The organism is Chryseobacterium sp. FR054 (assembly GCF_056844565.1).
In genome coordinates this window covers 16,912-32,782 of the sequence record NZ_JBXDSA010000007.1, presented here as the reverse complement: position 1 = coordinate 32,782, position 15,871 = coordinate 16,912, and the positions used below count along the sequence as shown (strand labels likewise).

General features: G+C 39.7%; 10 protein-coding genes. 3 read left to right on the top strand and 7 right to left on the bottom strand.

Translation table 11 applies throughout. From position 1 onward, the window contains the following. Nucleotides 1-196: 196 nt before the first annotated feature. The 4 genes from AC106S_RS22280 to AC106S_RS22265 form a co-directional block, all read right to left on the bottom strand. Entirely contained in the window at nt 197-2,056 is a 1,860-nt protein-coding gene (locus AC106S_RS22280; protein ID WP_482442041.1) for a CocE/NonD family hydrolase, read from the bottom strand. 700 nt (nt 2,057-2,756) lie between these two features. Continuing rightward, nucleotides 2,757-5,537, bottom strand: coding sequence for an outer membrane beta-barrel protein (locus AC106S_RS22275; RefSeq protein ID WP_482442040.1), 2,781 nt, complete (start codon nt 5,535-5,537; stop codon nt 2,757-2,759). Between the two features lie 96 nt (nt 5,538-5,633). Further along, nucleotides 5,634-6,053, bottom strand: a complete 420-nt coding sequence (locus tag AC106S_RS22270) for an SH3 domain-containing protein (RefSeq protein ID WP_482442039.1) — start codon at nt 6,051-6,053, stop codon at nt 5,634-5,636. 6 nt (nt 6,054-6,059) lie between these two features. Then, nucleotides 6,060-6,542, bottom strand: coding sequence for a BON domain-containing protein (locus AC106S_RS22265; RefSeq protein ID WP_482442038.1), 483 nt, complete (start codon nt 6,540-6,542; stop codon nt 6,060-6,062). 221 nt (nt 6,543-6,763) lie between these two features. On the opposite strand from AC106S_RS22265, the gene AC106S_RS22260 reads away from it, so the two are divergent. Both AC106S_RS22260 and AC106S_RS22255 read left to right on the top strand, forming a co-directional pair. Continuing rightward, on the top strand, nt 6,764-8,014 hold the full coding sequence (locus AC106S_RS22260; RefSeq protein WP_482442036.1) for a dicarboxylate/amino acid:cation symporter: 1,251 nt from the start codon (nt 6,764-6,766) through the stop codon (nt 8,012-8,014). Continuing rightward, entirely contained in the window at nt 8,014-8,736 is a 723-nt protein-coding gene (locus AC106S_RS22255) for a phytanoyl-CoA dioxygenase family protein (protein WP_482442035.1), read from the top strand. The genes AC106S_RS22260 and AC106S_RS22255 overlap by 1 nt, the downstream gene beginning before the upstream one ends. Nucleotides 8,737-8,789: 53 nt before the next feature. Here the strand turns inward: AC106S_RS22255 and AC106S_RS22250 are convergent, their stop codons facing one another. Both AC106S_RS22250 and AC106S_RS22245 read right to left on the bottom strand, forming a co-directional pair. Further along, nucleotides 8,790-9,560, bottom strand: a complete 771-nt coding sequence (locus AC106S_RS22250) for a hypothetical protein (protein WP_482442034.1) — start codon at nt 9,558-9,560, stop codon at nt 8,790-8,792. Between the two features lie 19 nt (nt 9,561-9,579). Beyond that, on the bottom strand, nt 9,580-12,381 hold the full coding sequence (locus AC106S_RS22245) for a GH92 family glycosyl hydrolase (protein WP_482442032.1): 2,802 nt from the start codon (nt 12,379-12,381) through the stop codon (nt 9,580-9,582). Between the two features lie 103 nt (nt 12,382-12,484). On the opposite strand from AC106S_RS22245, the gene AC106S_RS22240 reads away from it, so the two are divergent. Continuing rightward, nucleotides 12,485-14,827 carry a TonB-dependent receptor domain-containing protein gene (locus AC106S_RS22240; protein WP_482442030.1) on the top strand — a complete coding sequence of 781 codons (2,343 nt, stop codon included), beginning with the start codon at nt 12,485-12,487 and terminating at the stop codon, nt 14,825-14,827. A gap of 464 nt (nt 14,828-15,291) precedes the next feature. On the opposite strand, the gene AC106S_RS22235 is transcribed toward AC106S_RS22240, so the two are convergent. Further along, nucleotides 15,292-15,747 carry a hypothetical protein gene (locus AC106S_RS22235; RefSeq protein ID WP_482442028.1) on the bottom strand — a complete coding sequence of 152 codons (456 nt, stop codon included), beginning with the start codon at nt 15,745-15,747 and terminating at the stop codon, nt 15,292-15,294. Nucleotides 15,748-15,871 lie beyond the last annotated feature (124 nt).

Below are 15,871 nucleotides of genomic sequence, written 5' to 3'. Positions count from 1 at the left end.
TATAGAAGGTCACTTAAGATTTATTTAGCCATCAATAAAAAAAATCTGCTCAATCTGCAAAATCCGCGAGAAAAAAACAAAAAAGAGTTCCTAGTAAAACCCTTTAATGCAGAAATTTAATAACATTTCCACATAATCAACGGAATCCGTGAATAAAAAAGGTGGCTTTGAAAACCTCAGCCACCTTTTTGATTCTTTATTTCAGGATGTCAGCTTCAATAGAACTGTCATCATAAATTTTAATGAATGCTTTTGTATAATCCTCCTTTGTTGCAAAATTTGGATTTTCAAGAAACTTCTGTGGATTCAGTGCAAACAGAGGGAACCACGTGCTGCTGATCTGGATCTGGATTTTATGGCCTTTTTTAAAGGTATGCATTACATCCTGCAGTCTGAAATTCACCGCTGTTTTCTGATTCGGAACCAGTGCTTCCCCTTTTTCTTTTGAATTTCTGAATCGGGCAGGCATAATTTCACTTCTTACCATCTGGTGATAATTTCCGTAGATCACCCCGTCTTTCTTTTCTTTCGGTTTGAAATCTTCAGGATAAACATCGATCAGTTTTACCGCAAAATCTGCATCGGTAGAGGTAGAGGCGATATTCAGTTTAGCCATGATCTCTCCTCCGAAAGTAATGTCTTCCGTTAAAACATCTGTGGTGAAAGTCAGTACATCAGGTCTTCCCACTGCAAATCTCTGGTCTTCCGACATATAATTTCTCGGCGTAAAGCCATTGAAGTCTTTCAGATTGTCAGAGCTCAAAACGGGATTATCAGGATCGCTGTAATATTCTGAATAGCCCTGTCCGGCTGCTGTCTTTAATGTTTTATCCGCTAAATAGAAATTAACTTTCTGAGCATTTTTAGGCGGATAAGATGCAAACTCCCTCCATTCTTTGGAGCCGGTATCATACATCAGAGCTTCCGGAAGTCCTGCATCTTCTTTCGTGTTTCCTTTCAGGTAATGGCTGAAGAATTTCGTTTCCACATTTTTCTGGTAATAGGTAGCAATACTGTCTCCGAAATAGGTCTGGTTATGGAAATGTTTTCCCTGTTCCTGCGACCAGCCTCCATGAGAGAAAGGTCCCATTACAATTGTATTTCTGGCTTTCGGGCTCGTCTTTTCAATCGTTTTATAGATATTTAAAGGTCCCGCAAGATCTTCAGCATCAAACCAGCCCCCAACAGTCATTACCGCATGTTTTATGTCTTTTAAATGCTGGAGAAGTCCTCTCTTCTGCCAGAATTCATCGTAATTGGGGTGATTCATAATCTCGGTCATGAAGAAGTTGTCTTTATAATATTTTTCATACCCGTCCTTCAGAGTTCCCATATCCCTGTAAAATTTCAGGCCGTCTTCAGAGGTGGCTTTAATCATGGAACCGGTATACCAGGCTTTATTTTCAGCTTTGGTTTTCTGTACCCCGAAAACAGGGAATGTTTTGAAATATCCCAGCATAAACCTTCCGTTATGAAGAAAATCATCATTCCAGAAATCGGAAATCGGAGCCTGGGGAGAAGAAGCTACCAAAGCAGGGTGCCGGGCCAGTGTACCTACGGCAGTATAAAAACCGGGGTAGGACGTTCCGTATTGTCCTGCTTTTCCGTTATTGTCTTTTACATTTTTCAGGAGCCATTCGATGGTGTCATAGGTATCTGTGCTTTCATCTACATCCTTTTTGGTCTTATGATCTGTCTGTGGGGTCATATTTGTGAATGTTCCCTCACTCATATATCTTCCGCGGACATCCTGATACACAAAAATGTATTTGTCCTTCATCAGGTAGGAGTTAGGACCCAATTTGGTTTTATATTCATTTTCCCCGTAAGGAGCAATACTATAACAGGTTCTCTGAATAAGAAACGGATATCTGTTTTTGCCGGAAATATCTTTCGGTACATAGATTGCGGTGAAAAGCTTCGTTCCGTCGCGCATCGGGATATAAAATTCCTTTTTGGTGAAATTATCTTTTACAAAAGTATCTTTCTGATTTCCGTTCTGGGCATTCCCAAAAATGAAAAGAAAAATGAATAAAATTGAAACATGGATCTTCATACATAAAATTTGCGGCTAATTTAGAAATAAAAATACGTTTCTGATATCTTCTCTTATAATTCTTCCCTGAAAAAAGATAATCTAACCGGATTTTTTATTTGATGCTCGATTAAAATCGTAGATTTTAATCTTAATTGAACTTCTATATGCAAAGTATTTAAATTTAAAGATTACTCAGGTGTCAAAATTTTTTGTGTCTGTTATGGTTACAAAAGTTTCTTACAGATTCCACTGATTTTTGTGAGTATTTTTTCTCCCGCAGATTTTGCGGATTCAGCAGATCTGTTCTCACCCCGATAAAAATCGTAGATTTTAATCTTAATTGAACTTCTATATGCAAAGTATTTAAATTTAAAGATCACTCAGGTGTCAAAATTTTTTGTGTCTGTTATGGTTACAAAAGTTTCTTACAGATTCCACTGATTTTTGTGAGTATTTTTTCTCCCGCAGATTTTGCGGATTCAGCAGATCTATTCTCACCCCGATAAAAATCGTATGTTTTAATTTTAAGAGAACTTCTATATGCAAAGTATTTAAATTTAAAGATCACTCAGATGTCAAAATTTTTTGTGTCTGTTATGGTTTTTAAAATACTTTCCCACAAATTTTCCAGATGTTTGTGATTAAAATAATACAGCATTTCCATTCAAAAAAAAACAGCCGGAGAATTTCCGGCTGTTGAATGAATATGGTAAGAGGGTTATTTTCCCTGTGCTTTCTTTCCTGCAAATTTATTAAGTTTCATACTGATCGAGAACATTACATAACGCTTCAGGATAAGGTCTTCACGGTCCTCAAAATAAGCATTGGAAATCGTTCTTCTCACACTTTGGTTCTGGTTCAGGACATCGTAAATTTTCACCTTTGCCGTAAACTGTTTGTTGAAGAAAGAATATCCTAAACTCGTATTCCAGAAATAGAAATCCCTTTTAAAGCCGGGAGCGATATTGGAGTTGGTATTGTATTCGAAATCATTCCCGAAAACCAGCCTGCTTTTGAAAAGGTAATTCGTGAGTTCCAGCTTCAGGGCCTGGGTGGTGGTATTCACCTGGTTAATACTGTAATTGGTGTATTTTGAAAAATTGTATCCAAGTCTGTAAGACGGTTTTATCGTCACCTTGTCTTTAATTTCATAAGTAAGGTTCAGTCCCGGATTGATGCTGTATGAATCACTGGTAAAGAACTGCCCGTTGATAAACCCTTTATTGAAATTGTACAGCATATTGAATCTCGGGCCAATCGTTATCTTGTTTTCTTTCCATTTAAAAGTTTTGCTGAAGCCGGCTCCCGCATTGAGACTCTTGTTACCGCTTATATTATCATACGTAACAAGCTGTTTCCCTGCACTGTCATACCTGGAATAATTAATGATATCATTATCCCTGTACGTAAACCCGATATTCAGATAATAACTCATATTTTTTACCATATTGTAATTATTGAAATACAGGTAGCTGTTATTGGTCCAGGTATTTTTCAGGTCCGGATTACCCGTATAGGTTACAAGCGGATTGGAAGTATCTTCATAAGGAGTCAGCTGCTCTGCGCCGGGAATGGTAAAGTCTGCATAATGATAGAAGCTTAACCTCTTGTTTTGAGCGATCTCGTAATTAAGATTCACATTATACCCCGGAAGCACAAAACTTTTCTGAAGGCTGTACTGCTGTCCGTTGAAAACAGAATTAACATTCATATCCGAAATATCAAGGTCCAGAGAAGCCCAGATATTTACTTTCTTTTTATTGAGGCTGAAAGTAAGTTCAGGAGTGATCTTGTTGATCTTCTGTCTCATGCTGTTGGAAAGCAGGGTGTTATAGTCATTATACAGTCCGGTAGCAGTATCAAAATCGTTCACATCTCTCAGGTCACGGGTTATTTTTGAGCTGTAATTCAGTTCAAAATTAACGGATGCAGAATCTGAAATCGGTTCAGCATATCCCAGCCCGAAATTATATTCGTTGTTTTGGTTTTTGTTTTTGGCCAGCTGGTTTCTGTTGTCACTCACAGGAGTGGTCGCGTTGCTGTTCTCGTAAAATACAGTTTCGGAGCGGTTAAGGTTGTCCCTTCTGGATTCAGAGATGGAACTGCTCATTTTGGCATTTACTGAACGTCCTTTTTTCCTGAAGCTTTTAGAAAAATAGATATAAGGATTGAAGGAGTTATTTAGAGATTCCGTACTGGAGTAGGCGTTACTTTCGTTCAGAAGGCTGTTGTCCTGGAAAGTGGATGATCTTGAATTGTTGGAACTGAAGCTTCTGGAGGTGTTAAATCTCGGTGAAATGTAAATACTGGTCAGAGAATCCAGTTTAATCTTTGCCGAAGTATCGAAACTGTACTGCTTATTTTCACTTTCACCACTGTTTTCAGAATTGGTTTTCAGCGTAAACTGGGGAAGCAGGGTGGTTCTTGAAACCTTAGAGCGTGTTTCCAGATCAGAGTCTCCATACATTAAGCTGAATGTATCCAGATCAGCATCCTTTCCAAGTTTGTCACTGTAATTGAATCCTACCGTTGTAGATCTTTGTATTCCTTTATTATTCCCACCGGAAGTATAATAGGTGGTATTTCCCACGGTGGAAACAGATCCTCCCTGCATCAGCCATGAATTACGGCCGTGTCCCATACTGTCGAAAACCTCATCATTCGAAAACCCCTGGGAATTGATGTTATTGGAGGCGGCAAGTAAGCTTATTTTAGTATCTTTTTTGAAATAGCTTAAAAGAGCGCTGCCTTCGTACCGTTTATCAGAGCCGTATCCCACCGTAAGTCTGGAGATCAGTCCTTTATTCTTTTTCTCGTCGATATTGAAGTTGATGGTGGTATTGTTCGATTTCGCCGGCTTGCCGCTCAGTTCCTCTTCTTTGGATTTGGTGGTGGTAAACTGGATATTTTTAATAATATCTGCCGGAAGATTCTGAAGGGCAATTTTACCGTCTTTATCAAAGAAAGGCTTTCCGTTGATCATGATCTGGTCTACTTCCTTCCCGTTTACGGTGATCTTTCCTTCGTTACTGATCTCTACACCGGGAATCTGTTTCAGAAGTTCCTCAATTTTGCTGTCAGGGCGCACCTTGATGGCGGAGGCATTGAATTCTATCGTGTCTTTCTTGATCTTTACCGGAGAAACGGTAATTTTCACCTCGTCAATGCTGGTCACCTTACCCTTTTCCAGCTCTATATCTCCCAAAGTCATAGACTGGCTGATCTTTTCTATCTTTTTGGAGTAAGACTGAAGCTTGTCTGCATCAACTTTCAGGAAAGAAGGTTCATTTACAGCATCGGTTTTCAGGGAAAACTTACCTTCTTTATTGGTTGCCGTATAATTAATGATGGATGAGTCTTTTTCTTTCAGGAGATAAACCGTTGCGTTTTCTACGGCTTTTTTCTCGGGATCTGATACTTTTCCGTCAATATGCAGGCTTTGGGCATGCAAAATCAGAACCGTACATGCCAGCATCAGCACCGATAATAGTTTCTTCATGGATAATCGTTTTTTTTAAAGGCGTAAAAATATAAAAAAACATCCCCTTTCGGAGATGTTTGGCAAATATTTGTTAAAGTTTAACTTTTTTTTAAATTAAGCTCTTAAATATCTTGAATAAGCATAGCCTTCCTGGCCGTCAGCAGTCTTTACTTTCCACCAGTCGTCAGAGGTCTGCTCAATTAATGTTACCGCAGAACCTTTTGCCGCTTTACCTACAACAGCAGCTTCCGTTGAAGGCTCCTGTCTGATATTCAGATTAGATTCTTCCGTAGCTACCGTTAAAGAAGCACCGGAAGCCAGCCCGGCAACCTGTACGTCGATATTGATATCTGAAGCGGAATAAGTAGAATCAATAGCTCCTAAAGCATTCCATACGGCATCTTTTGCAGAAGTACTGGATGCACTTCCTGAAACATAAAGGATACCGTCCTGCTCCTGAACCTGAAGGTTTGAAATTCCTGCAGACTGAGCTGCTGAAACAACACTTGAATATTTATCTTGTAATGTACTCATCTTAAATTATTTTACGACTAGATTATTGTTATACTTTCCGATTTTCAAAGCATCGATAGATTCTTTGATCTTTCTGGCCTGCAGACCGGAAACATTTCCTGTAAGGGTAAGTTCTCCGTTTACAACCTCTACTTTTACAGAAGGGAAATCTTTAACAGCATCCTGAACTTTTTTCTGAACAGCAGGATCTACGGCAGTTGTTGTTTCAACCGGTGCAGGAGGTGCTGCTACTGTCGCCATATCCATTACTTCCTTGATTCCGTTGATGGCTTTTAACTTGGCAATCATGGCATCTTTAGACTGTGGGTCTGCGAAAGTTCCGCTTAAGTGGGCTACACCTTCTTTTACTTCCACAGAAGCATTGGGATTAGAAGTTACCACTGTTGTAGCCTGAGTCTGAAGATCAGCATCAGAGACTTTCTTTTTACATGAAACTGATCCAAAAGATACAGCTACAGCCAATGCAGCCATTGCGATAGTTTTTTTCATATTGTATATTTATTAATGTTGTTAATACAATCAAATGTAATAATAAAATTTGTACCAAAAGAATAAAAACTCAATAAATGTTTTATTAATTTTTTGCAATATTTTCTAAACCAGGAATTTAATTTTAACGGATCGTATAATTAATGTAAACTTAACCCGTACAGAACAAAATCTTATGTCAATTCAAAAACTATTATATTTGTGGCAATTGAACAATATATATGAAAGGACAGAATAAACTTTTTATAGGCATTATCATTGCGCTTATCCTGGGAGTGGGAATCGGAGGTCTGGTACACTTACAGTATCCTGAAAGTGCCGAACCTTTTTCCAAAAATATAAAACTGCTGGGAACGGTATTCATCAGGCTGGTACAGATGATCATTGCTCCGCTGGTATTCACTACGCTTGTGGTAGGGATTGCCAAGATGAGCGATATAAAAATGATCGGAAGAGTAGGAACGAAAGCTATGCTGTGGTTTATCTCAGCTTCACTGGTTTCTCTTTTCATAGGGCTGGTGCTGGTGAACTGGCTGGAGCCGGGACACGTAACCAAATTGCCGATTCAGGATGCCGCAGCTGCAGAAGATCTTCTGAAAAGCAGTAAAAGTTTTTCTATGGAAGACTTTGTAAAGCATATGATCCCTAAAAGTTTGTTTGAAGCCTTTGCTACCAATGAAGTTCTTCAGATTGTAGTGTTCTCTATTATGTTCGGAGTGGCACTTGCCAATCTGGGAGAAGAATATTCAAAGCCGGTGGTGAAACTTTTTGATATCATTGCCCATGCCATTCTTAAAATGGTGGGATATATCATGTGGTTTGCTCCACTTGGAGTACTGGGAGCCATTGCTGCCGTAGTCGCGGTGAACGGTTTCGAGATATTCAAGGTGTATGCCATCTACCTCAGAGACTTTTTCTTCGCATTAGCCGTTCTTTGGCTCGTACTGTTGCTGGTAGGGTATTTGATTCTCGGAAACCGTCTTTTCGATTTGCTTAAAAGAATTAAAGCCCCGCTGCTGATCGCTTTCTCTACAACGAGTTCAGAAGCTGTTTTCCCGAAACTGGTGGAAGAGCTTGAAAAATTCGGATGTAATAACCGGGTGGTATCTTTCATCCTGCCGTTAGGATATTCGTTTAACCTGGACGGAAGTATGATGTATATGACCTTTGCCTCCATTTTCATTGCTCAGATCTATGGAATTGAAATGGAACTGGGACAGCAGATCACCATGCTTTTAGTATTAATGCTTACCTCAAAAGGAATTGCCGGAGTTCCGAGAGCTTCCCTGGTTATTATTGTGGCAACATGCTCCATGTTTGGAATTCCGCCTGAAGGAATTGCTCTTATCCTGCCAATTGACCACTTCTGCGATATGGGAAGAAGTATGACCAACGTATTGGGAAATGCACTGGCTACTTCCGCCGTTTCCAAATGGGAAGGGCAGCTTGAAAATACACCGCAGGAAGTATAATGAATAAGACAGATCTTCAGCAGCATAAAGAATGTGTTCTTGAAAAAGGTTTTACCACAATCAATAATATATTTTCTGAAGAAGAGGTAAAAAAGATCAGTGAAGTAATTGAAAATACAGATACTTCCAACTCCAATTTCAGGAAATCGGACGACCTTTTTGCAGTACGCCAGTTTTTAAAAGAAATTCCTGAGGTAAAGAATCTGGTCTTTAACGACGCTATTAAAACCGTTATCAGTGAAATTTTCGGAGACCGTTATGTAACGGTAAAAAGTATCTATTTTGATAAACCTGAAACATCAAACTGGTATGTAGCCTATCATCAGGATCTGACTATTTCGGTGGATAAAAAGCTGGAACTTCATGGCTTCGGACCCTGGACCACGAAAAAGAACCAGTTTGCGGTACAGCCTCCGCCGGCGATCCTGGAAAATATATATACCATCAGAATCCATCTGGATGATACCGATGAAAATAACGGAGCACTGAAAGTGATTCCCCGATCACACGCCAAAGGAATCTACCGGCCGGAAACCATCGACTGGAGCACTGAAACTGAGGAAATCTGTAATGTGGAAAAGGGCGGGATTATGATTATGAAACCTCTGATACTTCACGGTTCCAACCGGACAACCGATGGAAGGAGAAGAAGAGTGATTCATATAGAATTTTCTGATATGGAACTTCCCGAAGGTCTGAAATGGTCGGAAAGAATGAATTGACATAAAAAAATTTACCCTTCTTCTCAAAATCTGAAGAAGGGTTTATTTTAGCTCTAATTAGAATATAGTACCTCAGTTTCAGGATCTTCTATACTTTCCTTATCGTAGCAGAAAAACAATAGAAATTCTTTCGGTCCGGGTCCTGATGGAACTTGTGGTATATTAACCTTAAATTTCGTTTTCAGAATAGTTCCGATAATTTCGTCCTTACTGTCAAAACCTACAACAGTTGTGACTTCCTGAATTTCAGACAAATCATTCACTTTTATTTTATAGATCGCAAATTGCTGTTTTGGGTTGAAATCACTGATTGTAGATAGATCAGATTTTTTTTCGGTTGGAGTTTCCACATAAGAGTCCGCAAACAGCAGACCGTTAAATTTAGATTTATGGGTTTCCAAAAAAGAAAAAGCCTTATCCAGATATTCAAAATATGATGTATTGTCATCTGCCGCATTATTGGATAGCCTGGCTTTGGGTGTACAATATGACACGAAATAATCATTACCGGATTTGTCGTCCAAATAGATCAGATATCTTTCCTCAGGTTTTACCTCTATTTCACATGCTGCAGATTCGGACTTTCCGATCCTCCCGCTCACTATGATGGTTTTGACGGCCGTACCCTTATAAACTGTTTCGAATTCAATATCAGCTTTATACATTCTGTGCTCTTTATCCTGACCATATACTTTTACGATCTTCATTACCCCTATGACATCTGCATACTGATATTTTTGTGATAGCGTCGGGCTTATGCAGCTGCAGGCGGATATTCTTACAATGCTTACAAATAAAAAAAGAAATAATGATGATTTTTTCATGTGTTTATATGTAATGGTATTATTTTACCGAAATCTCATCAATAAAAATATAAGCTTCGCCGCCTGCTCCCTGGTGCCACTCCGGAAGTTTCCCGAAATAATAAGCCTTTACCTTGATGTATCTCGCTTCAGTTGGAAGAATCTCCGTTTCAAAATCTTTGGTCTGTACCTTTTCGTCCTTTGGATCAATGGTATTATCTATGGTTTTCAGGAGAATAAAGTCTTTATTGTTCATAGAAGCGTAATATTCTACTTTTTCAGGCATCAGGATCCACGATCTGCTGTCCTGAAGATAGGTAGAGGACAGGCTGGTGATCTGCTGGGGTGATTTCATATCGATAATAGCTTCAAGGTTCTGTCCCTGATACCCGTGCCATTCGCCTTTTCTCCAGTTGATGTCTCCCCGGATACCGTCGATCAGTGCCAGTTTTCCGCCGGCAGCATATTGAGGAGTAGGGGTGGAATTGATGGAAATATCCCAGTAATTAGGTCTTCTGTTAAAAACAGCAGTTGTTACCGAGCTTTTCTCTCCTTTTCTTTCAGCATAAGCCTGAACCCGGGTGGTTTTGCTGATGGTAAAAGGTCCTTTGTAGGCGGTGAATGTTTTTCTTTTGTTGGCATCACTTTCGTCAAGGGTCATATAATATACTTTATCTTCCGGACTTAGCGGAGTGATCTCTACTTTTGCTGAAAAATCAAAGATCCTGTCTGAAGATATTACAGGAGAAGCTGTCTGCTGAACATATTTAAAATCTTTCGAGGGCTGAATATTTTCAAATCCCAGCTTTTTAAGCTCCGCTTTGCCCGTATTTTTTGTAATAAGTCTTTTCGTACCGTCTTCCAGATGAATGGTAACCTCATCAAAATAGGGAGTTGTGGTCTGCCATTCCGGAAGCCCGGGAGTTACAGAATAAATACCCAGCGAACTTAAAATATACCAGGCACTCATCTGGCCGCAGTCTTCGTTTCCGATCAGGCCGTCGGGAGTGTTTTTGTAAAAATGATCGAGGATATAGCGGATTTTGGCATCGGTTTTTTCCGGTTTATCTACGTAATTGTATAAATAAGCGATATGATGGCTCGGCTCATTTCCCTGGGCATATTGCCCCATCAGTCCCGTAATATCAACCTGCTCTCTGCCTGTTGTTTTGTCCGGTGCTTCAAAAATAGCATCAATGAAGCGTTCAAATTTTTCTTTTCCGCCGTGGGCAGCAATCAGTCCCGGAATATCCTGCTGTACCGAATAGGAATAATGCCAGGAATTTCCTTCTGTATAATTGTTATTGACTTCTCTAGGGTCAAACGGTTCCAGCCAGTTTCCGTTCTTTCTGGGCTGCATAAAGCCGTTTTTGGGGTTGTAAAGGTTTTTCCAGTTCTGGGAACGTTTCATGAAATACTGGTAATCTTCTTTTTTTCCTAAAATTTTAGCCATCTGGGCAATACACCAGTCGTCATAAGCATATTCTACCGTTTTGGAAACACTTTCATGCTCATCGTCTATACTGATATAATTGTTCTGTTTATAGGCATTAAGCCCGAAAATATCCTGCATGGCGGAATTTTTAGAAGCTTCGAATGCTTTTTCATAATCGAATCCTTTAATTCCCTTAGCCATAGCATCGGCAATTACAGAAACCGCATGATAGCCGATCATGCATTCCGTTTCATTGGAAGCCAGTTCCCATACCGGAAGTTTTCCGCCCTGCTCATACTGCTTAATAAATGTATTGATGAAATCTGCTGTTCTTTTTCTGTCGATTAAAGTCATCAGCGGATGTGCACTTCTGAAGGTATCCCAAAGTGAAAATACCGTGTAATAGTCAAACCCTTTTGCAGTATACAGTTTATGGTCTCTGCCCCTGTATTTCCCATCCACATCCATATTGATATTAGGCTGGGTGAAAACATGATACATCGCGGTGTAGAATACCGACAGTTTATCTTTATCTTCAGATTTAACTTCAATTTTTGAAAGTTCCCTGTTCCAGCCCGTTTCCGCCTGTTTCTTTACAGCTTCAAAATCTGAAGACTGACCCTCCGCCAGCATATTTTTTCCTGCTCCTTCATACCCGGTCGGGGAAAGAGCAACTTTTACACTAATTTTTTCCCCTTTTTTCACATCAGCAGAAAAGGCGAGCGCCAGTTTTGTTCCTGTGAAAAGCCGGTCTTCCTGCTTCCCGTTCACCTCTTTTTTTGAAACTTTCAAGGGTTTTGAAAACTCAATTCTTGCATAAACATACTGATTAACCGCCCAGGCTTCACTTCTTCTGAAGACTTCAATGGTTCTGTCGTCTATGATTTTTACCTCTCCTTCCAGAAGCTTGTCACGATGGTTGAGGTCCAGAATAATATTGGCTTTTCCTGCATTATTGAAGGTATATTCATGATAGCCGACTCTCTGTGTGGCGGTAAGGCGCACATCGATATTGTTTTTATCCAGTTTAACGGAATAGAATCCTGCTGTGGCTTTTTCATTTTTATGAGAAAATTTTGATGAATAGTCTTTATTATTCAGACCTGGGTTTCCCATCGTCGGCATCAGCATAATATCACCATAATCAGAAACTCCGGTCCCGTTGAGATGAGTATGGGAAAAGCCGTAAATCACCGAATCGGAGTAATGATAACCGCTGCATCCGTCCCAGCTTCCGTCTATCCGGGTATCCGGGGAGAGCTGTACCATGCCGAAAGGAACCGTAGCCCCGGGAAAGGTGTGGCCATGCCCGCCCGTACCGATGAAAGGGTTAACATACTGTGCGTAATTCTGGGAATAAATGATCTGTGCAATAAATAAAGAGAATGCAGCAAGACTTTTTTTCATATCATAATTTTATGTCAGCGAATATATTGAAAAAACTGCAGAACGGAATGTAATAAAAGACAGATAAGAATTGTCTTACTGAAAACGATCACTCATAGAATACATGAAGAAAACACTACTTTCGGCTGTTATGCTTTTGCCGGCCTTTGCTTTTTCGCAGCAGATTACAGGAAAAATTACCCAGGCAGGAAATACCGTTTCATATATTGAAATCATTGCTTCAAAAGGAGAGCAGAAGCACACCGCTATTTCAGATGAAAAAGGAAATTATAAACTGAAACTGCCGGAAAATGGAAATTATACCATCAGGCTTATACAGGACGGATCGCAAATGTCATCATCTGATATTACCGTAAACGGTGACATGAAGCAGAATTTTTCTATTGATAAAAAAGAGGAAAAACAGATTGAAGGGGTTACCCTCACAGCCAGAAAGAAAATGATAGAAAGAAAGCCGGACCGCCTGATCTTCAATGTATCGAATTCTGTGGCTTCACAGGGAATGGATGGGGCAGAAGCTCTCGCCACAACACCTTTGTTGAAAGTAGACGACAATTCGGGGATCTCCATTGTAGGGAAAAGCGGAGTAGCAGTAATGATTAATGAAAGAATGCTGAATCTATCAGGAAGCGAACTGGTTACTTATCTTAAAAGCCTGCGGTCTGAAAATATTGAGAAGATAGAAGTTATTACAAGTCCTCCGGCCAAATATGAAGCACAGGGAAACAGCGGGCTCATCAATATTGTACTGAAGAAAAACCAGAATCTGGGATGGAGCGGAAACTTCACTACCGCCCTTCAGCAGCAGACGTATACCGGAACTTCCAATAGCGGCACCATCAATTACCAGAATGAAAAACTCCGTTCTTCGCTGAAATTAAGGCAGTTCAGATATGAAAAGCATTCCTTCGAAAATTATACGATTGAAGGGGCAGACGGTGTTAAAAGTTCTGATGACCGGAGAGATTTCGGAGATGGGCTGGGAGCGAACCTGAGCCTGGACTACCAGCTTAATACCAGATCCAATATCGGTCTTATCTATGATTACGGGTTTGGACATTCCAATATGGATATCAGTAACAATTCGGATTATTTTCAGAATGGAACCTATACCAATACATTGAAAACATACGCAGAACACCGTTCTACGGGGAAACAGCAAACCATAAGCGCCTATTATGATCTTAAATTCGGGAAGCAGGATCATAAGCTGAGTATTACCGGGAATTATTTTTCCAACAATCCTGAAAATATGATTGATTTTACCACAGCGGGAAATTCCGGGAACAGTTTTGTGGTGAGAACACCTTCCACGGTAGATTATAAGATTTACTCAGGACAGGCTGATCTTACATTGCCTTATAAGTTTGCAAAAACGGAAGCAGGAGTAAAATTCACCAATTTTGATAACAATTCTGACATTGCCTACATGGACCTGATCAACGGAAACTACGTCGCAGATCCTGTGAAAAGTAATATATTTCAGTATAACGAGAAAAACTATGCCGCGTACCTCAGCTTTGAAAAAGAGTTCAGCGAAAAATGGTCGGCTAAAGCAGGAATCCGTTATGAGTATTCCACGGTCAACGGAAATTCTCTGACTTCCGGACAGCAGACTGAAAATTCCTATGGCAAATTCTTTCCTACTGCTTATGTAACGTATAAGAGTAACGAAAATAATACCTTCAGCCTGAATTATTCAAAAAGGATCAACAGACCGGGATTCCGTGCTATCAACCCATATCGGTGGTATATTAATGTGAATTCCTATTTTACAGGGAACCCTCTTCTGAAACCGTCGATCAATCACAATTTTGAACTTTCCTATATCTATAAAGGAAAACTGTCTGCATCTGCGTACTATCAGAGATCAGTTGGGGAGTTTGACCAGCTTGCAAATCTTCAGGGAGAAAACAGGATCAGTACTTTTGCCAATTTTTATAACCAGAACAGTATGGGAGTGTCATTAAATTATTCTGATACCTTCTTTAAATTCTGGGAAGCCAACTATTCGGCAGATCTTTCTTATATGAATACGGAGGTTTTTGCTACGGATGCTGCATCCCGGAAAGGAACCAGCTATAATTTTAATGCTCAGAACAACCTCTCGCTTAATAAGAGCAAAACGATACAGCTCATTTTCAATTACTGGTTCCGTCTGCCTTCCAACTCAGGAAACGTGTATATGGATTTTGCCGGGAACTTCACTTCAGGAATCAAGTTAAGTCTCATGGAAAAAAGTCTTCAGATGAATCTGTTTGTTTCGGATATTTTCAGACAGTCGTGGAGCAGAGGGGAAATCTATTATACGACGGGAACGCATTATTATAACAACTATTATGACGCAAGAAGGCTTACTTTATCAGCCACTTATACTTTCGGAAATAAAAAAGTGAAGGGGGCGGACCGGAATGTGAAATTTGATGAGAAATACAGGGCAAATTAAAATAGATTAAATTTGGATTTTGGCTAAAGCCGGTGGATTGTTTCTGCTTATTCAGATGGACTAAAGTCCTATTGAATAAATTCTGCGGGCTGCATTAAAGGGTTTTACTAAGAACTCTTTTTTGTTTTTTTATCGCGGATTTTGCAGATTTTGCAGATTTTTTATTGATGACTAAATAAAAACCGTATTTTTTTAAATCTCCTATGTCTGCCCAAGTAAACTTATGTGAACTTCTATGCGCTTTTGACTATGTAGAACCTTCGATTTGTGGTTTAAAAAGCTTCCCCAGATCCTTCAGATAGCACAGACTTTTTTATTGTAAATATGGAATTTAACTGCTGAAAATCCCTTTATGAGCTTCGCGTTGTCCAACATAAAGGATCTTTTTATCTGTCATTAAACAGACCCTAGTTTCTTGTCTTAAAAAATTGTGTTTTAATGATCATCTGTGAATACGAGGGAATTTATACCTCTCCTTCAAAAAAAACATGTAAATAGTCCTGTCTGCTCTTTTCATTCCGTTCTGTTCCCAGGAATCTTTTCCAGGCCCGGGATTCATGGTAGACGATGCCCATTTCCCAGACACAGTAAGTCGGAAGATGGGTTCTGTTACGGTCCCAGATCTCAAATTTTCCCGATCCGTCATAATAAACGCTTTCCCAGAGCTCGTTTTCATTTCTCCAGGTACAGACGAGCAGCAGGTAGTTTTGTCCACAGCGATGCATGATGACAAATCCGAGGTCCTCTATATCCTGAAAATTCTCACCGGCATTTTCAATGCATCTTTGGGCATTCCGGATGTCCTGTTGGGAAATTTCTGTGGGATCGGTGGCAAGATCATACCATTTGAAGCGGGTATTCCCGACTGTAAAAAGTCCTTTATGAACCGCATATTTGGAAGGATAGGAGGATGAAGACATACGTTGTGATTTTATGTGATGAGGTTTTTATTTTCAGAATGAAGATAGCAAAATATAACGGAATCACGGGATCCTTATCTTATTTATCACATTGGGTTATAGATTTTATTGATTCTAAATTATC

Coding starts and splice junctions, on each gene's coding strand:
- AC106S_RS22280 (WP_482442041.1), bottom strand. CDS start 2,056: ATGAAGATCCATGTTTCAATTTTATTCATTTTTCTTTTCATTTTTGGG.
- AC106S_RS22275 (WP_482442040.1), bottom strand. CDS start 5,537: ATGAAGAAACTATTATCGGTGCTGATGCTGGCATGTACGGTTCTGATT.
- AC106S_RS22270 (WP_482442039.1), bottom strand. CDS start 6,053: ATGAGTACATTACAAGATAAATATTCAAGTGTTGTTTCAGCAGCTCAG.
- AC106S_RS22265 (WP_482442038.1), bottom strand. CDS start 6,542: ATGAAAAAAACTATCGCAATGGCTGCATTGGCTGTAGCTGTATCTTTT.
- AC106S_RS22260 (WP_482442036.1), top strand. CDS start 6,764: ATGAAAGGACAGAATAAACTTTTTATAGGCATTATCATTGCGCTTATC.
- AC106S_RS22255 (WP_482442035.1), top strand. CDS start 8,014: ATGAATAAGACAGATCTTCAGCAGCATAAAGAATGTGTTCTTGAAAAA.
- AC106S_RS22250 (WP_482442034.1), bottom strand. CDS start 9,560: ATGAAAAAATCATCATTATTTCTTTTTTTATTTGTAAGCATTGTAAGA.
- AC106S_RS22245 (WP_482442032.1), bottom strand. CDS start 12,381: ATGAAAAAAAGTCTTGCTGCATTCTCTTTATTTATTGCACAGATCATT.
- AC106S_RS22240 (WP_482442030.1), top strand. CDS start 12,485: ATGAAGAAAACACTACTTTCGGCTGTTATGCTTTTGCCGGCCTTTGCT.
- AC106S_RS22235 (WP_482442028.1), bottom strand. CDS start 15,747: ATGTCTTCATCCTCCTATCCTTCCAAATATGCGGTTCATAAAGGACTT.